We start from the raw sequence: 22276 nt of genomic DNA, 5'->3' as shown, positions 1-22276 counted from the left end.
TGCAACGCGCACGGGCTGGAAGCCGGTGTCACTGACAATGACATCCGTCAGTGAGAAATGAGCCAGTTATGGGCTGGAAAGACGACCTCAATTACGGCCTGGCCGCCTTCGGGATCAAGATCCCCGAGACGATGCCGCTCGACGCGCTCGCTCCCAAACTCGCCAGCGCGCCGCTGCGAAACTCGGCCGCACTGATCGCGGTCAGCTCGGCGGCGTTCCTGGCCGCCGAGCGGGGGCACAATCCGAAGGTCAACGACATCTACGATGCGATGATCTATTGCTCGACGTGCCTGAGCGTCGGCTACGCCGACATTTTTCCGCGAACGCCGATCGGAAAGCTGATCGGCACCATTCTGATGACCGCCGGTCCGGCGCTGGCAGCGCGGGCACTCGACGGGCAGGCGCAGGACGACACGGTCGGCCGGGCCGATGCGATCCAGCAGGACATTTTGAAAACCCTGCAATCGATCCTCGATCGCCTGCCGCCCGCAGCAACGTCCGCGGCAGAAGTTCAGACTCCGCAAACGTGAACACCAAAGATCTCGTTCCAGATTAGCGGTCGCACCGCACGTGCACGCCTCTCCGACAGGAGCGTGCAACGGAAAGAGTGCACCTTCGGTGCGACCGCGAATCGGGGACGCTTCTCGCTCTCGACATCTCCCCGCTATCATCCCGCCAGATGGATTCCCACGCCCACAGCCGCCCGCCGCGAACGCCGCTCGTGCCACCCGGGGGCATCGACCTGCACGAACGGGACATGACCGCCACGTTCAGCGCCGATGTCACGCTCGCCGAAGCCCAGTCGCGCCTGGCGGAGATCGGCCAGTGGCTGCCGATCGACGGCAATCCCGAACTGTCCCTCGGACAACTGGTGAACGAGAACTCTACGGGGCCCCTTCGCCTCGGCTATGGCGCCTGGCGCGACCTGTTGCTGGGCGTTCAATTCACCAACGGCGGCGGCGATCTCATTACCGCCGGCGGCCGAACCGTCAAAAACGTCGCCGGCTACGACCTGACGAAGTTCATGGTCGGTCAGCGCGGCGTTTTCGGCCGCCTGATGACGCTGACGACCCGTACCTACCGCCGTCCCGCCGGTGCGATCGCGATCGACCTTCCACCGGAGCCCCTAAAGATCAACGATCTGCTCCCGACGCCCCTGCGGCCGCAATGGGAGGTGCTGACCGCGGATTCACTGCGGCTGGGCTATCTCGGCGACGAGCGAACACTCGACTACTACCGTCAGCACCTACCCTCACTCTCGCCGAAGCGAATTGTCGAGCGGACGGTGGACGACGACATCGCCGACCGGCGATCGCTTTGGGTTCACGGCGACCGGGCATTTCGGGCGACGCTACCACCGGCGAAGCTGCTGACATTTACAGCGTCATCGGGACTGGCCTCCGGCAACTCCAGGTGGACTGCCGACGCGGCATTCGGCATCGTCGTCGGCCCGATACCGGACGATGTCGCGCAGCTGGTCTCGGCGGTCGAGTCCGTCGGCGGACGTCTGTCGCTCAACGATCACTCGAGGGATTCATCGACCGTGCTTTCGGGACTCTCGCCGGAAGAACGAGACGTTTTGGAACAACTCAAGCGGGCATTTGACGGGGCGCAGATGTTGAACCCCATCCCGACCACATACGCGAACGCCCACAGACAGCAGTCCGTGGGATAGCTGCAATGAGTAGACCCACGGACTGCTGTCCGTGGGCGTGATGCTTCCCGGTTACTCGAAGCGATATTGATCTGTGAGACCGAATGACCGCTCCGCTCGCCCAGGTAAATCCTTCCGCCCTTCGGCTCGATCCGAGAACCCTCGATCGCGGTTTGTCCTGTGTTCACTGCGGGCTCTGCCTGCCCGTCTGCCCCACGTACACGCAGAATGGCCTTGAAGCTGATTCGCCGCGCGGCCGCATCCAGCTCATGCTCGGCCTGCACGAAGGCAAGATCGAAGCCACGGAAACCGTCCGTCATCATCTCGATCTCTGCCTCGACTGCCGTGCCTGCGAGACCGCCTGTCCGAGCAATGTCGTTTATCACGAGCTGATAGAGGAAACCCGCGCCAAGCTTCCGCCGGCACACATGAGCGTGCAGGATCGGATCGTGCGGTGGATGTTCTTGCACGTGCTCACCAAACCAACCCGACTCAAGCTCGCGCTCCTGCCGGCGCGATTGCTGCAGAAGATTGGTGTCTACGCGTTGCTTCGGAGGTCTGGACTGTTCAACCTGCTCCCCGCGGGCTTGCGCAAAATGGAGGCGATGCTGCCGGACGACGGACCACTCTGGCCCCGTGCGGTTGCCGTCAGCCTTCCACCATCATCGGTTCCATCGACCAACCGATCCGAGACGGCCGAGGTCTCGATGTTCCCGGGTTGCGTCGGTTCGATCATGTTTGCCCGCGTGAACCAGCAGGCGGTCGATCTGCTCCAGGCCGCGGGCTGCACGGTGATTGCCCCCTCAGGCGGGTGCTGCGGTGCCATCCATCACCACAATGGTCTGCACGGCGACGCCGAAGCCATGGCACGGCAGGTCATCGATCAGACGTTGCCGATTGGGGCGGCAAAACTTCCCAAGTACATCGTCACCAATATCGCCGGCTGCGGAGCGATGCTGCGCGATTACGGCACCCTGCTGCGCGATGATCCGGCATACGCCGAGCGGGCCAAGCAGTTCGCTGCCCGCGTGCGGGACATCACCGAAGTCCTCGCCGAGATCGGACTTCCGGCGATGGCGCATCCGGTCGAAATGACCGCCACCTATCACGATGCCTGCCACCTGATCCACGCGCAAAAGGTCGCCGCCCAGCCGCGGGCGTTGTTGGCCAGTGTTCCGGGGCTCAAGCTGGTTCCACTGCCCGAGTCCGACATGTGCTGCGGCGCTGCGGGCACCTACAACCTGACGCAGCCGGCAATGGCGTCGGATCTGGCCGACCGCAAGCTGCGGTATGTCGCCTCGACCGGCGCGAAGGTCTGTATCGCCGGCAACGTGGGTTGTTCGATGCACATGCAATCCGCCGCCCGACAGGCCGGCCAGCCCCTGAAAGTCGTCCATCCGGTGGAGATCCTGCACCAGGCGGTCTTCGGCGATCATCACGGTCCGACCTGATCGTGGTATCATCGCCCCACCCGATCTCCCGACCTTTGCCTCAGGAAAAGCATGCACTCTCCACCGCGCCGCCGTCGGCCGCTGGCTGTCGCCGGGCTGTTTCTTCTGCCAGCCCTGTGCGCGGCGTTTCTCGCATTGATTGCCCGCGGCGATCGTGCGGAACGATCCGCATCGCCGGAAGGGTTGCAGGAGAACCCTCCGTCGGTCCACGCCTTCGTCAATGCCCGCCTCGTGCTGTCGGCCGGCCGCGTTGTCGAGAAGGGGACGGTCGTCTTCCGCGACGGTGTCATCGAAGCCGTGGGCGACGACATCAAACCCCCTGCCGATGCTCGCATCTGGGACCTGACCGGCAAGACGGTCTATCCGGGTCTGATCGACGCGTACAGCGAGCTTTCCGACACACCGCCCGACGCCGATACGCCTCCAGGCGAAATGCTGCGTCCCGTCGGCGGCGCGGGTTACTGGAATCCTTTCGTCACGCCGCAGTTTCGCGCTTCCGACGCCTACAAGAGCGACCCCGAAACCAACAAGAAGCTGCGGTCGCAAGGCGTCGTCGCAAGGCTGGTCGTTCCATCGCGGCAGATCGTCAAGGGTTCGAGCGTCGCCGTCACCACCGACGATTCCCCGTCTACTGACACCGTCCTGCAACCGATGGTCGGCATGCACGTTCGACTGACACCCGCGGCAAAGCGTGGCGACGATCGGGTCTATCCCAACTCGCCGATGGGCGCACTGTCGCTGGTTCGACAGGCGATCCTCGACGCCCGCTGGTACGACAAGACGCGGTCCGCGTGGGACACCGACCGATCTTTCTCCCGACCGGAACACAACGACGCGCTGGCGGCGCTGGTGCCGGCGGCGAAGGGGAAAATGCCCCTGTTTGTCGACGCCCCCGACGAGCTTTACGCACTGCGTGCCGACCTGCTGGGGAAGGAGTTCGAAATCCCTATCGTGATCCGTGGCAGTGGCCAGGAGTACCGCCGGCTGCAGCTCATCGCCGACGCCAAGCGCGCCGTCATCGTCCCGGTGAACTTTGCGAAGGCGCCCAATGTCGCATCGCCGGAGGCGGCACTGGCGGTCTCACTCGACGAATTGATGGACTGGGATCTACAGCCCGAGAATCCCGCCCGGCTCGAAAAGGCCGGCGTCAAGATCGCACTGACGTCACACGGGCTGAAAGACAAATCCGGGTTTCTCGCCGCGGTCCGCAAGGCGGTGAAACGCGGTCTGCCGCGGGAGGCGGCGCTGCGCTCGCTGACCGCGACGCCGGCGGAACTGATCGGTATCGACAAAACGCACGGCTCGATCGATCGCGGGAAGTCGGCAAGCTTCCTCGTCACTGACGGCGATCTTTTCGCCGACAAGACACTCGTCCTGGCCACCTGGGTTGACGGTCGGCGGCACGAGGTGACGCCGTCGCTGAGCCCCGACCCACGCGGCGTCTGGGTGCTGAACTGGGGCGCCGGCGACACCAAGCGCACACTGTCGGTACGGATCACCGGCACCGCTGTAAAGCTGGCCGGAACGATCGTCTTAACCACGCTGGCAGCGGGCGAAGCGGCCACCCGGCCGGCTCGCGCACCGACCGCCGTCGCCACCGGTGCCGCCGCCGCCACACGCCCTTCCCCCACCGCACTGGCACATATCGATTACGCGCCGGGCCAGATCACCTTCACGATCAAGGCAGAACGCTCCGGCGAAGCGTTCGATCGGCTGGGGATGGCCGGCGTTGCCCAGGTGTCGGGAACGATCATCGGCGACGAATGGTCGGGCCGGATGGTGCTCCCCGACGGGACGACATTCCCGCTGGCGGGCAAACGCACCTCCGCCGCTCAGGAGGGTGACAAGAAGCCGGTCGATCCCGAGAGCGCCGAAGGCGCAAAGTCGCAGGCGGCGTCAGGACCCGCGCCGCAGTCGAAGAACGATCCGACAACGCGTCCTTCGTCGTTCGACATCAACTACCCGCTGGGCAGTCGGGGCACCACCACACCGCCGCAGAAGCGGCGCGTCTTGTTCCAGAACGCAACCGTCTGGACGAGCGGCCCCAAGGGGAAGCTTGCCAGTGCGAGTGTATTGATCGAAGACGGCAGAATCGTAACGGTCTTTGAGAACGGCTCGCTCCCCGAGCCCGACGCGAACCTGAAGGTGGTCGATTGTACTGGGCTCCACCTTTCCCCGGGCATCATCGACTGTCACTCGCACATCGCGACCGATGGCGGCATCAACGAGTCGGGGCGGGCCGTCACCTGTAATGTCCGCATCGGCGACTTCATCGACCCCGACGACATCAGCATCTACCGCCAACTCGCCGGCGGCGTGACGTCGTCCAACATCCTTCACGGCTCGGCGAACCCGATCGGTGGGCAGAACCAGGTCATCAAGCTCCGCTGGGGTGCCGGTCCGGAACAGATGAAGTTCCAGGACGCGGCGCCGGGCGTGAAGTTCGCCCTCGGCGAAAACGTGAAGCAGGCCAACTGGGGCGAAAAGTTCACCAGCCGGTATCCGCAGACGCGGCTGGGCGTGGAGCAGATCATCCGAGACCGATTCACCGCCGCCCGCGAGTACCACCAGGCCCACGAGCGTTACAAATCGACTGCGGTCGGAGTTCCGCCACGCATCGACCTGGAGCTGGAAGCGATGTGGGAGATCGTTAGCGGCAAGCGGCTGATCCACTGCCACAGCTACCGGCAGGATGAGATTCTTGCCTTACTGCGGGTGTGCGAAGAGTTCGGCGTGAAGATCGCTACGCTGCAGCACATCCTAGAGGGTTACAAGGTCGCCGACGCGATCGCCAAACACGGTGCCGGGGCCAGCAGCTTCAGCGACTGGTGGGCGTACAAGCTCGAGGTCTACGATGCCATCCCCTACAACGGCCAGCTCCTGCGTGACGCCGGCGTTCTGGTGAGCTTCAACAGCGACGACGCCGAGATGGCCCGGCGATTGAACCTGGAGGCCGCCAAGGCGGTGAAGTATGGCGGCGTGCCGGAGGTGGAAGCGCTCAAGTTTGTGACACTCAACCCGGCAAAGCAGCTCCGGATCGACGATCGCGTCGGGTCGATCGAGCCCGGCAAGGACGCCGACCTGGTTCTCTGGAGCGGCTCCCCCCTTTCGACGATGAGCCGCGTCAACGAAACCTGGATCGACGGCCGGCTCTACTTCAGCCGCACCGACGACCAGAAGATGCGCCAGCGCGACGCCGAGCGGCGGACGACGTTGATTCAAAAGATCCTCTCCGGCGACGCCGCCGTCGCCGACGACAAGGACAAGGAACCGCGCGAGCGCGACAAGTGGGCCCGGGAAGACCTGTACTGCGGCTGCCGCGTGGAAGGGGGCAAGTGATGAACCGGATTCAGAACATGCAATCATCTTTTAGCGCCATCCCCGAAGGGGTGGGCTCGCGTCGATTGCCGGACTCGCGTGACATCCAAACGAAGAGTCGTTGGACATGTGTGTCACTGATTGCAGTCCTCGTCGCGACGCTGGGGATTGCCATCTCGAATGCGTCAGGTAACGACCAGATACCAGGCAAGCCGCTGCCCGGTCCGCTTCTACTGCACGGCGGTGACATTCACACGGTATCGGGAGACGTCATCCTCGGCGGTTGGGTTCTCATCGAGAACGGCAAGATTGCCGACCTCGGGAAAGATGCGCCTCCAAAACTGCCGGAAGGCGGCCGTGCGATCGACATCAAGGGAAAGCGCGTCTATCCCGGCCTGATCGCGATCGGCAACGAGCTTGGATTGGTAGAGATCCCCTCCGTCCGCGCGTCGCGCGACGCTTCCGAAGCCGGGCAGCTTAATGCCAACGTACGCGCCGAACGCGGCGTGAATCCCGACAGCGAACTGATTCCCGTCACCCGGGCCAACGGCGTGCTGCTGAACCTGACCACGCCGTCCGGCGGCTTGGTCACAGGGACAAGCGTCTTGCTGCAACTGGACGGGTGGACCTGGGAAGACATGACGCTCAAGGCGCCGGTCGGCATGCACATCGCCTGGCCGCGTATGTCGCAGGCACGGAGGGGCGCCGCCGCCGGCGAGGAAGAAGACAAAGTTTCACGTCGGGGCGATCAACTGAGGGAGTTGGAAGCGCTCTTCGACGAGGCCCGCGCTTACGCCGCCGGGCGAACCGTCGCTTCCGGACCGACGACCCGGCCCGCCGGTCCCCGGGCACCAGCGCCGGCTGGATTCGACGCACGCCTGGAGGCGATGGTCCCGGTTGTTAAAGGCGATCTCCCGATCTTCGTCTGGGCCGACGAGCTCAGGCAGATCGAGTCGGCGGTCGCGTTCGCCGCGAAGCAGAAGGTGAAGCTCGTTATCGTCGGCGGGTACGATGCCGACCGATGCGCCGATCTGCTCAAGCGGAATAACGTGGCGGTGGTCGTCAGCGGGACCCAGCGCGTGCCGCAGCGTCGCGACGCCGACTACGACGAAGCCTATGCCCTGCCGGCGCGCCTGCACAAAGCGGGCGTCACCTACTGCATCAGCTATAGCGGCCGCTTCGCGTCGAACGTCCGCAACCTGCCGTATCACGCCGGGCAGGCCGTCGCTTTCGGGCTGCCGGCCGATGAGGCGGTTCGGTCGATCACGCTGCACGCGGCGACGATCCTGGGCGTCGCGGACCGGGTCGGCTCGATCGAAAAAGGGAAGGACGCCACGCTCATCGTCACGTCCGGCGATGTGCTGGAAACACCGACGCAGGTTGAACTTGCGTTCATCCAGGGCCGGCCCGTTGATCTGACCAGCCGTCACACCCGGCTTTGGAAGAAGTACCAGGAGAAGTATAAGTGAAAAGTATAGCCGCGCGATGATTCGGCGCGGCTAGACTTGTTCCTGTTGCCACCGGGATTGTTCTCGTCGCCCTTTGTTATCTGCCGGTCGGCAAACGGACATCGGAAACTCATATGCAGCTATCCTCCTCACCCCTTCCCCGTGACCCGGCGCTTCGACTCGCGATGGCGATGCGTTTATCGCGCAGGCTTCTAATGGTACTTGCCGTCGCCGGCGGCACCTGGGTAATGCCGTCGCGGCCGGCCTTCGGCCAGGCACCCGGCGTCACGGTTGAACCCGTGCGCAGCATCGAAGAAATCCAAAAGGAGCTGAACGAGGCCGGACAGGCGATGTCCGAGGCCGTTCCGTCGATGGAGGCTCTCTACGATCCGGCACAGCGAGACAAGGCCGCCGTCACGGCCCTTCCGGCGATGCGCCGGTTGAGCCGCCTGCTTGACGAATACGTCAAGGCCGAGCCGCGATCGGCGATCCAGATCGGTCGCGCTTCAATGGAGCTCAAGGCCTGGATGGCTGTTCTCGGTGACAAGGCCGCCGACGACGACATCAAGCGCCTGACCGTTTCGCCGGAAGACGAAATTGCCACCGGCGGAAAGGCCTGGTCGGTGTTGGTCCGCTGGGTTCGGGCCCGCAACGAGGCCCTCTCGCAGGAGAAGCTCGCTCTGGAACTTTCCGAGCTGGCCAAGGTTCGCCGCGACAACCCCACGATCGCGCAGGTCGCCGCGGTGATGACCGAGACCGCCGCCAACGCCACCCTGGCCGAGCAGGCCGAGAAGATTGTTTCGGAAGATCTCAAGGGGCCGGTCGCGCAGCAGATCGCGCAGACGCTGGCGGGGAAACGAAAGCTCAAGGGGTTGGTGAACAAGCCACTGGTGCTTCAGGGTGCGGCGCTGGACGGAAGCAAGTTCAGCACCGCCGGCTGGAAGGGCAAGGTTGTTCTCGTCGATTTCTGGGCGACCTGGTGTCCGCCCTGCCGCGCCGAGCTGCCCGAAGTGAAGAAGGTCTATGCCGAGTTCCACGCCAAGGGGCTTGAGATTGTTGGCGTTTCGTGTGACCGCGACGTGGACGACCTCAAGGGTTTCCTGTCACAGAACGCCGACATGCCCTGGCCGCAGCTCTTCGAGCCCGGCAAGCCCGGCTGGCATCCGCTCGCCGAAGAGTTCGGCATCGACGGCATCCCGACAATGTTCCTGATCGACAAGAAAGGCGTCGTGCGATCGGTCACGGCCCGGGAGAACTACAAGGAACTGATCCCGAAACTGCTCGCCGAATGAAGTAGGTATGCGTTGATGCGGTATCTCACCGGTTTTGCGGCATCTTTCGTTGCTCGCGGTAGGCGTGTATGCCGGATTGTGATTTCCGTCCTTCTTTTCGTGGTTTGCGGTCTTTGGCTTTCTGTTCAATACGTGGGTGCGCCGCGTTGGCCCCGGGTCATCACTCGAGAGTCTGAAACTCAAGCAGTTGTTGTTGAAAGGGGGATCAGCTGGGATCGAGATGCGTTTGAGGCGTACTCCTCAGAGTTTCTCATTCGTGCCCCCAGTTCCAGCGAAATGTCACATATGCTTTCGTACTTCGACGACGGTGCGCGGGGGCGGACGGTCTTGGGTGCAAGGGGCTTTCGATTCCACCATCCATCGGAATTTGAACTCATCTCCGTTGTAAACGGCCGAGAGATCCACACTCGGAGTTGGAGTCTCGTCGTTCCGTTTTGGCAGATGGCCGTGGTGCTTGGAATCTTCCCGGGGCTCCGCCTCGCGAGGTGGATGATTCACGGCTTAACCCAGACAGGACATCCGGTCGGGCATTGTCCGAAATGCGGCTATGATCTTCGGGAAAGCAAGATTCGTTGCCCCGAGTGCGGGCTCCGAATCGCAAGACGCAAAAGAACTCGCAAGGAAGCGATTCCTTGGCAGGGCGAGAAGCGCTCTGACATCTAGGCTACTCTTCTCCCCGGTTCCGCCGGGCCGGCGACGCGCAGAAGACCCGCACCATGCGTGCCCTGCCGCCTCTGCTGATCGCGGCGTGCGGGCGGGTCGAGTTGAAGTAAAGCCCGTCGCCCGGCTTCATGGTGAAGGTTTCTTCTCCCACCGTGTAATCGATCTCGCCTTCCAGTACGTAGACGAACTCTTCGCCCGGGTAGGTCAGCCGGCGCTCGGTCGAAGTCTGTCCCGGTTCGAGGGTTACAACGAACGGCTCCATCAACTTGTGATGCCGGTTGGCGGCGACAGCGAGCAAGGTGCGGCCGGGGCCGGCGGTGTCGTCACGCACGTGAACGCCCGCGCCGGAACTGGTGTGCACCGTCGCGTCGGGTGCGACGCCCGCGTCCGGGGCGAACAGAACGTCAGCCTCCACACCCAACGCGGCGGCAACGCGAAGCAGCGTCGTCATCGGCGGCGACGCCTTGCCGTGCTCGATCTTGCTCAGAAATCCCTTGGTGTATCCGGCCCGTTTGGCGACGTCTTCGAGGCGTAAACCCCGCTCGGTGCGGAACCAGCGCAGACGGGCAGCGACAACGGAACTAGGCACCGGCGGCGTGGCCGGCAACGATTGACCCATCGGCGAGAAAGCCTGGCCGGTTCTTTCGGACGAACCGTGGTTGCTGCCTGAAGTTGATACAGAAAGCTTGGGGGATTCTCCCCGGATGGAATCGACCGATGCGACTGCATGCATCGGAACTAAAGATGGCCGTACCGGCTCGGACAGGCGCGTCATGAAGCTCTCCCCGATCGTGGGGAGCGCGGTGGTGGTACGAGGATTAGAACCCAAGCCGGGTCGTTTGTCCAATGCAAACGTGATAAGTCTTCAACCGCTTGTCATTTGCCGGCAATGACGTTCGACAATATGACAACCGGCCGCGGGCCGACTACGCTTGAGCGCGGCATGGAATGCGACCCCAACCCACTGTCGGCCACCCCGGCACCTGTGTCGAAGACCCCCTTCGACCCCGCCACCGTCATTTTGTACAAGCGGAACCGTTTTCAGAGCCGCCTGCCACGGAAGTTCCTCTACACCCGTTCCCACTTCTGGCTCGAAGAGCTGGAACCGGCGTCGGACGGCAAAGCCCCCCTCTACAAGGTCGGCTTCACCCGCTTCGCCACCCGCATGCTCGGTGAGATCGTCGAACAGGGATTCGAAGCCAAGCCCGGCAGTGCGATCACCGTCGGGCAAACCCTCGGCTGGGTCGAAGGGTTTAAGGCACTGTCGGATGTTTATGGCGTGATCGACGGCACGTTCGAGGGAGCCAACACCACACTGAACGACGACCCGTCGCGCATCGACAAAGATCCGTATTACGCTGGCTGGCTTTATCTTGCGCGAGGAACGCCCGACCCCAACAGCACCGCCGTCGACGGGTATATGCAGGTGTTGGACGCGACGATTGACAAGATGCTCGGATGAAGGAATTCGTCACTGGTCACTGGTCATTTGTCACTGGTAACCAATTGGACGGCACCGGCAGGACAGGTACGACCGAGCAATTCCTAACGGGCGACAAGTGACAAGTGACCAGTGACCAGTGACCAGTGACCAGTGACAAACAACCATGACCCCCTCCCGTTACATCATGATCGGCGGTTTCCTGGGCGCCGGGAAGACGACCGCCATCCTTAAGCTGGCCGAGCACCTTCGGTCGCAGGGGAAGCGCGTCGGGCTGATCACCAATGATCAGTCCGTGGGCCTGGTGGATACGGCGATGCTGTCTTCCCACGGTTTTGCCACCGAAGAAATCACCGGCGGGTGCTTCTGCTGCCGGTTTAACAGCCTGACCGACGCCGCCGACCGGCTGACCGAAGCGTCACGGCCGGAAGTATTCATCGCCGAGCCCGTCGGCAGCTGCACCGACCTGAAGGCGTCCGTGAGTTACCCGCTTCGGCGGATGTATGGTGATGCCTATTCCGTCGCCCCGCTGTCGGTGCTGGTCGATCCGATCCGGGCCGAACGCATCCTGGGTCTGGAAGTCGGCAAGGCGTTTACGAAAAAGGTCGTCTACGTTTACGAGAAGCAGTTGGAAGAGGCGGAGGTCATCGCCGTTAACAAGATGGACCTGCTGCCGCCCGATCGCCAGGCCCGGCTGGTCGGCGCGCTGACGTCGCGGTTCCCCAAGGCCAGGGTCGTGCTGATGTCCGCCCGGCATGGCGAAGGCATGCAGACCTGGTTCGACCTGATCGCCGGCAGCGATCTGGGATTTGAGCCGTCGATGGAGGTCGATTACGAGATTTACGCCGAGGGCGAGGCTCTGCTGGGTTGGATGAATTGCACGGTGTCGGTTGCCGCTCAATCGCCGACCGATGGCAACAGGCTGCTTCGCGACCTGGCGGCCAGGATCCACGCCCGGCTGGCCGGGCAGAGCGCCGAGGTGGCGCATCTGAAGATGACGCTCACCCCCGACGCCGGCAGTGATATCGCAGTGCTGAACCTGGTTCGCACCGACGGCTCGGCCGAGCTGTCACACGAGCTGGCGGCGGAGATCGACGCCGGGGAATTGATCGTAAATCTTCGCGCCGAGGCCGACCCCGAAGCCCTGAAGGATGCTACAGTCGAAGCGATCGAGGAACTGATGATCGAAACGGAAGGCCTGAAGCTGAGCGTTCAGCACCTGGAGCACTTCCGCCCTGGCAAGCCGGAACCGACGCACCGTCTGGCCGAGGCGTAACATCGCCGCACGTACGCCTGTCCCGTGCCACTTGAATACCGAATGCCCGACAACGCTCGCATCCTCTACTGTCACTGTGCGTACGCCAAGGTCGTACCGGACGAGGTGAAGAACGACGTGTTGCGCCGTCTTGCCGAGAGCGGCGTCGCCTTCGACGCGGTCGCCGACCTGTGCGAACTGTCGGCCAAGCGCGACCCGGCGTTGAACCAGCTCGTCGAAGGCGTCGGCCCGGGTAATGAACTCCGCATCGCCGCGTGTTACCCGCGGGCGGTGAAATGGCTGTTTAACGCGGCGAAGGTGCCCTGGCCGGAAGGCCTGGAAGTCGTCAACATGCGGGTGGAGCAGGCCGAACCGATCGTGCAGATCCTGCTCAACGGCCGCCCGACGGACCAGCCCGCCCCGCCGGAAGAAGAACCGGCGGCGGTGTGATGAACGATATGGCATCGCCTTGGGTGGCATGGGCAAGTACTCTTGCCCGTGCGGGACGTCGATTGGTGTTCGCCACGGGCAAGAGTACTTGCCCATGCCACCCAGATCAGACGTGCCTTGGAAGGCTTTGATGTGTGAGGCGCAACCAAGAGGTGGCGAAAAACCGCCTCGCCGATGATGTACTGACGAACGAGCACAGATCAAAGGTTCAGAAGCTCGAAAGTTATAAGAAATTCAACCGCATGGCCGCACCGACCACCAAAACCCCGATGATGAAGGTCGCGCTGTACGAAGGCGCCGGCAGCGAAGAGCTGTCCGCCGTCGATCGCGGCGCGATTCTCAAGTCGCTGCTCGAAAAAGGCGTCGCCATCTCGTGCATTCGGCCGGGCCGATCGGTCACGCCTCCGCCCGGCGGACAGTTGCTGGTCCTCGGCCGGTTCAACGAAGCCAAGCCCAACGAAGCCGAAGGGGAGAACGGCGTCACCGTCCGCTTCCGCGATATCGCCGGCTTGAGCGTCGACCAGGTCGGCAAGATCGTCGACGAAGTGCGCGGCGGTACCCCCGCCAAGCCCTGGAAGCCCTGGTTCCCCGTCATCGACTATCAGCGCTGCACCAACTGCATGCAGTGCCTGTCGTTCTGCCTGTTCGATGTCTACGGCGCGCCTGGCGGAAAGATCGGCGTCGAGAACCCCGCCAACTGCAAGACCGACTGCCCGGCGTGCAGCCGCGTCTGCCCGGAAGTCGCGATTCTCTTCCCCAAGTACAAAGCCGGCCCGATCAACGGCGACGAAGTCCGCGAGGCGGATATCAGCCGTGAGAAGATGAAGATCGACATCAGCGCGTTGCTGGGCGGCGACATCTACGCCGCCCTGCGGCAGCGGAGCACCGACGCCAAGGCCCGCTTCAGCAAGGAACGCGATGAGAAGCGCGCCATCGCCGAGCGGAAAGCGTGCCTGACGAAACTTCAGCAGACGTTGCAGGAGGCGCTCGATATTCCGGCGGAGGTGATGAACGCGCTGCCGAGCATGGACATGATCAAGGCGAAAGCGGCCGCGGCGGCGACCGCGAACTCTTAACCCCCTCGCCGGCGAAGAGAACACGAAGGCGCGAAGGTACGAAGGATCGCGAAGTGAAGACAAGGAGTTGGAGATGGGTCCGTTCGATTCCCGAACACGAATGCGGTCTGAATCGTCGGTTGATCCGGCGGTCGAGCGACTTGCTTCTGAGGTGATCGGGGCGGCGATCGAAGTTCACAAAGAGCTTGGACCCGGTATGCCTGAGCGATCGTATCTTCTGGCACTTTGCTACGAGCTTGAGCTGCGACGGATTCCGTTTAGATGCGAGGTTCCCGTTGTAATCAGTTACAAAGGGAAGGAAGTCGGGGAGGCGCGTATCGACATCCTGGTCGCAGATATGCTTGTTCTGGAACTCAAGGCAGTCGATGCGATCTCTCCGGTCCATAAGGCTCAATGCCTGAAGTACCTCCGACTTCTGAAGCTCCAACTTGGATTGGTCATCAACTTTAACGTCGAACGATTAGCCGATGGGATCAAGCGAGTGATCCACAGTCCCTGATTTCTTCGTGATCCTTCGCGCCTTCGTGTTCTCTGTCCCGTCATCGTCACCCGAGTGGTCGTTATGCTGTTCACCCTCTCCAAGCGAATGCTCACCACCACCGACCCCAAGGTCATGTGGAAGTTCGCCTACAACTTCGGCTACAAGGGCATGCGCTCGGTCCAGAAGTTCAAGAAACGGATCAAGAAGGGCGACTACTTCCCGCCGTTCCTTTACATCTCGGTGATCAACTCCTGCAACCTGCGCTGCCAGGGGTGCTGGGTGAAGGTCGACGGCCCGCGGCATTACCTCGACGCCGGGAAGATGGACCGCATCATCGGCGACGCCAAGAAGCAGGGGAACGCGTTCTTCGGCCTGCTCGGCGGCGAGCCGTTCATGCACCCGGAACTGCTGGAGATCGTCCGCCGCCACCCCGACTGCTACTTCCAGATCTTCACCAACGGGCAGTTGATCACCGACAAGATCGCCGCCGAGATGCGCAAGCTCGGCAACATCACGCCGCTGGTGAGCATCGAAGGCACCGAGATCATCTCCAACGAACGCCGCGGCCGGCTGAACGTGCTCAATCGCACGCTGAGCGGCCTCGAAGCGTGCATCCGCAATCGGCTCATCACCGGCGTCGCGACCAGCGTCTGCCAGACGAACATCGACGACCTCGTGCAGGAGTCGTGGGTTGATCGGCTGATCGAGATGGGCGCGCATTACGTCTGGTATCACACCTACCGCCCGGTGGGAGCCGATCCGCACCCTGAACTGGCACTCTCGCCGGACCAGGTGCTGCGGATTCGCAAGTTCATCGTCCACCTGCGAAACACCAAGCCGATCGGCGTGATCGATGCCTACTGGGACGACAAAGGCGGCGCGCTCTGCCCGATGGCGACCGGCATCAGCCATCACATCAACCCGTGGGGCGAGATCGAGCCCTGCCCGATCATCCAGTTCGCCAAGGAAACCGTCCACGACGAGCGCAACCTGCTGCACGTGTTCAAAGACAGCGAGTACCTCGCCGACTTCCGCAAGGCCGCCGCCCAGTCGACGCAAGGCTGCATCGTGCTGGAACGCCCGGACATCGTGAAGGCGCTGGTGCTGAAGCACGGTGCAAAAGACACCACGCACCGCGAACCCGGTGCAGGCATGGCCGAGATCGAAGCGATGACGCCGCGAAACAGCCAGCACAACCCAGGCAACGAAGTGCCGGAGGAGAATTTCATTTACCGGTTCGCGAAGAAGCATTACTTCTTCGGGTTCGGGGCTTACGGGTGACCGGCAAAGAAGAGATCACCACGGAGGCACGGAGACACGGAGGGTCGTTCGGAAATCGGAGGGCGAGAATTGGCGTCGAAGCACCTTCCAATCCCGATCCGCCTGCAAGAACTGCTGCAAGGCGGTACCTGGGCAGTTGAAGGTGAACAATGTGGCTGGGGACTGCGGATAGCGGTTTCCGCCGACCGAGTGCGACAGATCGCAAGTGACGAATCGGAAATCTACTTCTGTTCGCCGCCATTCAAAACAGTAGCACAGTACGAGGTGGAGCACGGATTGCGGCGCGACGGTTTGGCAGAAGGTTACAACTTCTGGAAAGAGCAGGGCGCAGTTGATCAACTCGTGGCTGAGCAGGCAACAGTGATCGGTGACTTCGGCCCGGGGACCGATTCACCTATCATTCTTGATTATCGCGACGCGTTAGGCAGCCCTAAAGTACGACGGCTCAAGTGGTCCGAGCGCGGCGATAAGAACGAGTGGGTTGTGTGTGCCAAGAGTTTCGACGAGTTTGCTGACTTGCTTGGTTTGGGACGGAAAGACTGACGTTTCGCAAGATGCGCGGTAGTACGGATTGCCCTCCGTGTCTCCGTGCCTCCGTGGTGAATGAGTTGCATCGGTTCGAAGGAGTTAAACGAATGGGTATGCCCCTGATCACGCTTCCGCAGGCTGTGCCGATGCAGAAGATGCGCAAGCCGCAGGACAACGTTCCGCAGACGCGGCAGGAACGCGACCAGCTTGCGCGCATCGTTCGCGAGTACGTCGCCACGTACAACCCCGTCCCGCCGATGCCGCTGGAAGAGCTCAAGGTCCACGCCGACAAGTGCATCGAGATGGCCGGGCTCGACCCGATCTTCCGCGACTACACCGCCATCCTCATCAACAACCAGGCCTGGCGCGAGCACCTGGCGACCGTGCCGTTCGAGCGGCGGCTGCTCCTCATGCCCAAGTGTATGCGGATCGAAGAGAAATGCCCCGCCCCGTTCGATGAGTTCGGCCTGCTCTGCAAAAACTGCGGCTTGTGCAGCATCCAGGACCTGCAAGGCGAAGCCGAAAAACTCGGCTACGCGGTCCTGGTCGCCGAGGGTTCGCAGCTGGTCATGTCGATCATCCAGACCGGCAAGATCGAAGCGATCGTCGGCGTTTCCTGCCTGTCGGTGCTGGAAAAGTCGTTCCCGTTCATGGAAGCGGCGGCCATCCCCGGCATCGCCATCCCGCTGCTGCAGGACGACTGCGTCGATACCAACGTGGACATGGACTGGGTGTGGGAAGTCATCCACCTGACCAGCGACGACAAGACCCACCGGCTGAACCTCGACGCCATCCGCGACGAAGTCGACGGCTGGTTCACGCCGGAAAACCTCGCCGACATCATGGGCAAGAGGCATCCGGGGATGGGGGGCGAAACCGACGACATCGCTCGCCAGTGGCTCAACAAGGGTGGCAAGCGCTGGCGGCCGTTCCTGACGGTCTGCGCGTACAAGGCGCTGCGTAAAGAAGACGCCGACGCCCCGATCCCCAGCGACCTGCGGAAGGTCGCCGCCGCGGTCGAGTGCTTCCACAAGGCGTCGCTGATCCACGACGACATCGAAGACAACGACGCCCTGCGCTACGGCGACGCGACATTGCACGAAACCCACGGTGTCGGCGTGGCGCTGAACGTCGGCGACTACCTGCTCGGCGAAGGCTACCGGCTGCTCGCCGAGTGCGCCGCCGATCCGATGAACAAGGTCGAAATGCTCCGCGTGGCGGCGATCGGCCATCGCACGCTGTCGCTCGGGCAGGGCGCGGAGCTGTGCTGGGCTCGCAACCCCAAGCCGCTGTCGCCGGTCGAGGTGCTGGACATCTTCCGCCAGAAGACGGCCCCGGCATTCGAGGTCGCCCTTCGCCTGGGCGCCCTTTACGCTGGCGCGGACGAAGAAGTCCACGATGTGATCGCCAACTATTCCGAGAAGCTCGGCATCGCGTACCAGATCCACGACGACCTGGAGGATTTGAGCACCGAAGGCCACGCCCCGGACGACATCGCCGCGCTGCGGCCGTCGTTGCTATTGGCCGTCGCCCATGAGCGGGCGAAGGACCAGAAGCCGTTCATGGACCGCGTCTGGCGGCGGCAACTCGCCGATGAGGGAACGCCGATCGAAATCAGCGACCGCATCCGCAAGATCATCACCGACAGCCGATCGGACGAGCGGTGCCAGAACCTGTACGAAGGGTACAAGGAAGAGGCGATCAAGACGCTGACTTACCTCGAGAACGCCAGCCTGAAGGGCCTGCTGCGCCGGGTGATGTCGAAGATCTTCAACGACCTACAGGTGAAGGGGTGGTGCAAGGAGTTTGAGAAAAAGAACTTGGCTAGGGCGACAGCAGCCGAGCCAGTGGCCGTCGGCTGAGCAGACATGGCCGACTAGTATCGACATAAATTTTGGTTCCACGATTAGCTGTGCGGTACCATCCTATTCATGGCCGATTCAACGGATGAAGATTCAAGCCGTCCGAATCCCATCCCGGACGAACTGCGGAAGCTGGTGGAGCATCTGCACCAGCTTGATCGTCCGCCGAACGATGAAGAGGTAGCCCTGCTGATGAAGTTGGCCCGACCGTCATTAAAGAGGAAGTTGTTTGGCGGAAAGAGTCCGGGCTGGCCAAGGCCGGAACCGTTCCCGGCTGATCCGCCCGGATCTGACATTCCGCTCCGCAACGATCCCAAATGAGCTTAGAGTCGGCGCAACACCCGGGACCCTGTGGACACGTTCGAGATCGTAGATGGCGTACGCCGTGCCAAGGCAGCCCAATTGCTCGGGCTGGGCTCCATATGGGCGGTGATTGCCGATACTGAGATCGAATTCCGCGTGGTAATCAACACGCTTCGCTCGCCGCGATCCTCAATCTATGCGCAGAGCCAAACCAGCCACGCACGGTGGGAAAGCGTTTTCAGCGCGATGGCTACAGAACCGGACTTGCTGCCGCCGATAGTTATCAGGCTGGGCGACCGAGGAGTTCTGATTGCAGATGTGATCGTACGGCTTTGATGTGTGAATTCGAGTTTGGTCTCATGATCGATCCATCCCACCATGATCAGGCATGCGAAGCCCTGCACCGGGCGATCGTCCACGTTCGATTCATGGCATTGAACAATGCCGATCATGTGGACATCGCGGACGCGCTGGATTGGATCGAACTTCTGCCCACCCTGATTGCATCCCCGGACGACAAGACCTCTAAGTTTCGAGAGGCCTTGGCCGAACTCGCCGATCGTGTTCCCGAATGCCGGTCCGCCCTCACCATCTTTGACCACGCCACCGCGAAGGTTTGAAGCGGGGTCCTCCTTGGCGGACGCGATCTCCTCGAATCGAGAGTAACGCCGCAGCCCACGCGTCCGCCAAGGCGGACCCTACGTTCACATTGGCCGCGTCACGACGAACTCCGCCATCGTGTCCATCACACGCTTCGCCTCGCTGTCGGGCAAGCCGCTCAGGCATCCGCGGGCGCGATCGACGAGGGCTCTGGCCCGGTCGCGGGCGTATTGCAGGCTTCCACTGGGGATGACCAGATTGCGGATCTTTTCCGCCCGGTCGGCCGCCCCGCCTTCACTCAAAAGTGAACGCAGCAGCGCCTGATGCTCGGCGGGCGCGGTGCGCATGAAGTGAATCAGCGGCAGCGTCATTTTCCCCTTCTCGATATCGATGCCGAGGGTCTTGCCCACGCTGCCGGCGTCGCCGACGAGGTCGAGGATGTCATCCTGGATCTGGAACGCGACGCCGAGCGACAGGCCGTACAGCTCCATCGCCTCGGTAACCGCTTCGCTGCCGCCGGCGAACGCGGCGCCCAGGCGGCAGCAGACCGCCGTCAGGACGGCAGTCTTGCGCTTGATGATTTCCAGGTAGGTCTGCTCGTCGAGGTCGAGGTTGTTTCGGTTGTCGAGCTGCAGCAGCTCGCCGGAGCAGACATCGTTGGTGGTCTTGGCGATCAGTCGGCTGGCGTACTGCGACGGCAGGCCGCGGCTGGCGTTGTCGACGTCGGAGCAGAGGTGGTAGCTGTGGCTGATGAGGTAGTCGCCGAGGATGACCGCCGCCTCGTTCCCGCGGAGGTGGTTGATCGTCGCGCCCTTGCGGCGAAGCTCTGCTTCATCCAGGACGTCGTCGTGAACGAGCGTGGCCATGTGAACCATCTCGACGACGGTGGCGAGCTTCACGTGGTCGGCCGTCAGCTGCCCGGTCGGGTTGACCGCCTTGGCCGTCAGCAGCACCAGGCACGGGCGGAGCATCTTGCCGCGGAATCGGCTGACGTGCTTCACCAGCGTGTTGACGCACTTAAGGTCCGACGACAGCTCGCTGTGGAAGAGATCTTCCACAGCCGCGAGTTGTGGGCGGATGAGTTCGGTTAGAGACGCCAAGGCGCTGGTCATGGGTGCTCCGGGTCGGGCGGTGGAGGTTGTGCCTCACATCGACGCCGGCAGAAGTATAAAGAAGGAGTGAGCGTTCGTCCCGAGTCTCAGAAGTTTCGAAATTGATGAAAACTTGGTTCGGGCAATGGGAGGTGTCGGATCGGTTGGCTGGCGAGCGGATTGCGGCAGAGTTTCGCAAGATCGACCTCATCTGGCAAGTGGGTGTGTGATTCGGAACGCCTAGCGCGTTCCCGGCTCGCGACCGACCGCCAAGGAAAGGCTTGACACCCGCGGCCTGAGACCTAACATATACTGTACAAAAATCTTCGAGCTACGGCGCACTAAGTCCCGACCGATCGCCTTGATCGGCCGGGTAGTCTTGTTGTCGCGGCGGCAACGCCGACCGAGTAGACGCGCCGTCACGACAGGCAAGGCCTCGGGTTCGTCCGGCGGAAGCGCCTTGGGTTCGTTCGGCGAAATCGTCCCGGGCGGGTGGCGCGAGACAAGAGTGCACCTGCGGTGCGACCGCTAACCGGGCCGCCCGTGGGGTGCTGAGATCGTCCAACTCAGATGGCTCGGGTTCGTTCGGCGGGATCGCCTTGGGTTCGTTTGGCAATCGGGCTGACCGTGCGGTTGGATTCGGGGTTCGTTCGGCGAGTTCAACCATGGCGATCCGCCGACGTGGACGCCGGGTGGCGCGATCTCGATTCTCGGGTTCGTTTGGCCAAACGGGATGACGTTAACAGGGGTATATCCCCAAGCGAACTGTTCAGGTTCCCCTTACACTACCCCACTCATGATCTACCACCGCTCTTTCGCGATCGCACTTCTTTGTCTGTCGGCCGGTGTTCTCGGGGCCGAACCGTCCTGGACGGATTTCCGCGGGCCCCAGAGGAACGGGCACGCCGACCCCGCCGCCAAGCCGCCGATCAAATGGTCGGACTCGGAGGGTTTTAAGTGGAAGACTCCGATCGCCGGTTCGGGATACTCTTCGCCGATCATTCGCGATGGACGAATCTGGCTGACGAGCGCCCTGGGCAACGGCGCGTCGCTGCACGCGGTGTGCGTTGATCTTGCTTCGGGCAAAATCCTGCACGATGTCGAGGTCTTCAAGACGTCCAACCCCGGCCCCAAGCACAACCACAACTCGTTCGCGTCGCCGTCGCCGGCGGTGGATGACGAGCGCGTGTACGTCAGTTTCGGCACCCACGGCGTCGCCGCGCTGGACGTGAAGACCGCCAAGCCAATCTGGACGAACCGCGATTTCAGTCTCGATTTCCTGACTGGTGCCGGATCGACGCCGATCCTCTACAACGACCTGCTCATCATCGAGTGCGACGCGGTCAATTCGCAGTACGTGATTGCGCTCGACAAGAAGACCGGCAAACAGGCCTGGAAGACAGCACGCAGCAAGCAGTTCCCCGAGACCAATCCCAACAAGCGGCGGGCGTTCAGCACGGCGATTGTCGAAACGGTCGCCGGTCGTGACGTCCTGCTGAGCATCGGGGCACAGCGCGCGTACGGCTACGACCCCGTCACCGGCCGCGAGCTGTTCTTCGTCGATCACCCCGGCTACTCGAACGTCTGCAGGCCGCTCGTGAGCGGCGGACTGTTGATCCTGTCGAGCTGCTACGACCGCTCGGAAATGCTCGCGGTGAAACTACCGGCCGAACTGAAGGACGGCGACAAACCGATCGACCTCGGCAAGCAGATCGCCTGGAACGGTAAGGTAGGCATTCCGTACAAGCCGTCGGTGTTGCAGGTGAACGACCGGCTGTACATGGTCGCCGACACCGGCGTAGCGCGGTGCGTCGACCCGAAGACCGGTGACGTACTCTGGACCAAGCGCCTCGGGCAGGCCTACAGCGCCTCGCCGTTGTATGCCGGCGGGCACATTTACTTCCTGTCCGAGAAAGGGGACGTGCACGTGATCAAGCCAACGGCCGGCACCGAGCCTGAGGTGGTCAGCGAGTTCAAGACGGAAGACGGCTTCATGGCGAGCCCTGCGGTGGCTGGCAACGCACTGATTCTGCGGTCAACGGGGAGTTTGTATCGGGTGGAGTGACGGCGTGGGCCCGAAAC

General features: G+C 62.7%; 20 protein-coding genes. 18 read left to right on the top strand and 2 right to left on the bottom strand.

Annotated features, from left to right (window positions below; all coding sequences use genetic code 11):
• Positions 1–68 precede the first annotated feature (68 nt).
• The 6 genes from IPV69_RS20810 (at position 69) to IPV69_RS20785 (ending at position 9163) form a co-directional block, all read left to right on the top strand.
• Positions 69–530, top strand: a complete 462-nt coding sequence (locus IPV69_RS20810; protein WP_206291647.1) for a potassium channel family protein — start codon at positions 69–71, stop codon at positions 528–530.
• Between the two features lie 149 nt (positions 531–679).
• Positions 680–1675, top strand: coding sequence for an FAD-binding oxidoreductase (locus IPV69_RS20805; RefSeq protein ID WP_206291646.1), 996 nt, complete (start codon positions 680–682; stop codon positions 1673–1675).
• 83 nt (positions 1676–1758) lie between these two features.
• Complete coding sequence (locus IPV69_RS20800) at positions 1759–3105, top strand: (Fe-S)-binding protein (protein ID WP_206291645.1); 1347 nt, start codon at positions 1759–1761, stop codon at positions 3103–3105.
• Positions 3106–3156: 51 nt separating this feature from the next.
• Complete coding sequence (locus tag IPV69_RS20795) at positions 3157–6444, top strand: amidohydrolase family protein (protein WP_206291644.1); 3288 nt, start codon at positions 3157–3159, stop codon at positions 6442–6444.
• Positions 6445–6554: 110 nt separating this feature from the next.
• The gene (locus IPV69_RS20790) at positions 6555–7892 is read left to right on the top strand and encodes an amidohydrolase family protein (protein ID WP_206291643.1); all 1338 of its coding nucleotides are present in this window, start codon (positions 6555–6557) and stop codon (positions 7890–7892) included.
• Positions 7893–8005: 113 nt separating this feature from the next.
• Positions 8006–9163 (top strand): TlpA family protein disulfide reductase, encoded by a 1158-nt coding sequence (locus IPV69_RS20785; RefSeq protein ID WP_206291642.1) that lies wholly within the window; start codon positions 8006–8008, stop codon positions 9161–9163.
• Positions 9164–9827: 664 nt separating this feature from the next.
• On the opposite strand, the gene IPV69_RS20780 is transcribed toward IPV69_RS20785, so the two are convergent.
• On the bottom strand, positions 9828–10445 hold the full coding sequence (locus IPV69_RS20780; protein WP_206291641.1) for a helix-turn-helix domain-containing protein: 618 nt from the start codon (positions 10443–10445) through the stop codon (positions 9828–9830).
• Between the two features lie 270 nt (positions 10446–10715).
• Here IPV69_RS20780 and IPV69_RS20775 point away from each other — a divergent pair, with 270 nt between their 5' ends.
• The 11 genes from IPV69_RS20775 to IPV69_RS20725 all read left to right on the top strand — a co-directional run bounded on the left by IPV69_RS20775 (position 10716) and on the right by IPV69_RS20725 (position 19123).
• A complete protein-coding gene (locus IPV69_RS20775) occupies positions 10716–11288 on the top strand; it encodes a glycine cleavage system protein H (RefSeq protein ID WP_206291640.1) in 573 nt (190 codons plus the stop codon).
• 145 nt (positions 11289–11433) lie between these two features.
• Positions 11434–12543: a GTP-binding protein gene (locus tag IPV69_RS20770; RefSeq protein WP_206291639.1), complete on the top strand. Its 1110-nt coding sequence runs from the start codon at positions 11434–11436 to the stop codon at positions 12541–12543.
• A gap of 42 nt (positions 12544–12585) precedes the next feature.
• Entirely contained in the window at positions 12586–12972 is a 387-nt protein-coding gene (locus IPV69_RS20765) for a hypothetical protein (RefSeq protein WP_206291638.1), read from the top strand.
• Positions 12973–13214: 242 nt separating this feature from the next.
• Entirely contained in the window at positions 13215–14048 is an 834-nt protein-coding gene (locus IPV69_RS20760; RefSeq protein WP_206291637.1) for an ATP-binding protein, read from the top strand.
• Positions 14049–14121: 73 nt separating this feature from the next.
• Positions 14122–14547 (top strand): GxxExxY protein, encoded by a 426-nt coding sequence (locus IPV69_RS20755; protein ID WP_206291636.1) that lies wholly within the window; start codon positions 14122–14124, stop codon positions 14545–14547.
• Positions 14548–14610: 63 nt separating this feature from the next.
• Positions 14611–15810 carry a radical SAM/SPASM domain-containing protein gene (locus IPV69_RS20750; RefSeq protein ID WP_206291635.1) on the top strand — a complete coding sequence of 400 codons (1200 nt, stop codon included), beginning with the start codon at positions 14611–14613 and terminating at the stop codon, positions 15808–15810.
• 69 nt (positions 15811–15879) lie between these two features.
• The gene (locus IPV69_RS20745; RefSeq protein WP_206291634.1) at positions 15880–16353 is read left to right on the top strand and encodes a hypothetical protein; all 474 of its coding nucleotides are present in this window, start codon (positions 15880–15882) and stop codon (positions 16351–16353) included.
• Between the two features lie 92 nt (positions 16354–16445).
• Positions 16446–18200, top strand: coding sequence for a polyprenyl synthetase family protein (locus IPV69_RS20740; protein WP_206291633.1), 1755 nt, complete (start codon positions 16446–16448; stop codon positions 18198–18200).
• Between the two features lie 69 nt (positions 18201–18269).
• On the top strand, positions 18270–18521 hold the full coding sequence (locus IPV69_RS20735; RefSeq protein WP_206291632.1) for a hypothetical protein: 252 nt from the start codon (positions 18270–18272) through the stop codon (positions 18519–18521).
• Between the two features lie 30 nt (positions 18522–18551).
• Complete coding sequence (locus tag IPV69_RS20730; protein ID WP_206291631.1) at positions 18552–18839, top strand: ParB N-terminal domain-containing protein; 288 nt, start codon at positions 18552–18554, stop codon at positions 18837–18839.
• A gap of 23 nt (positions 18840–18862) precedes the next feature.
• The gene (locus IPV69_RS20725) at positions 18863–19123 is read left to right on the top strand and encodes a hypothetical protein (RefSeq protein WP_206291630.1); all 261 of its coding nucleotides are present in this window, start codon (positions 18863–18865) and stop codon (positions 19121–19123) included.
• Positions 19124–19207: 84 nt separating this feature from the next.
• Here the strand turns inward: IPV69_RS20725 and IPV69_RS20720 are convergent, their stop codons facing one another.
• Complete coding sequence (locus IPV69_RS20720; RefSeq protein WP_206291629.1) at positions 19208–20215, bottom strand: polyprenyl synthetase family protein; 1008 nt, start codon at positions 20213–20215, stop codon at positions 19208–19210.
• Between the two features lie 775 nt (positions 20216–20990).
• Between IPV69_RS20720 and IPV69_RS20715 the strand changes: the two genes are divergently transcribed.
• Positions 20991–22259 carry an outer membrane protein assembly factor BamB family protein gene (locus IPV69_RS20715; RefSeq protein WP_206291628.1) on the top strand — a complete coding sequence of 423 codons (1269 nt, stop codon included), beginning with the start codon at positions 20991–20993 and terminating at the stop codon, positions 22257–22259.
• Positions 22260–22276: the final 17 nt, after the last annotated feature.

Source organism: Humisphaera borealis (genome assembly GCF_015169395.1).
In the GTDB taxonomy this organism is placed as follows: Bacteria; Planctomycetota; Phycisphaerae; order Tepidisphaerales; family Tepidisphaeraceae; genus Humisphaera; species Humisphaera borealis.
Note: the sequence above shows the minus strand (reverse complement) of the source record. Positions and strands in the feature narration are given on the sequence as shown.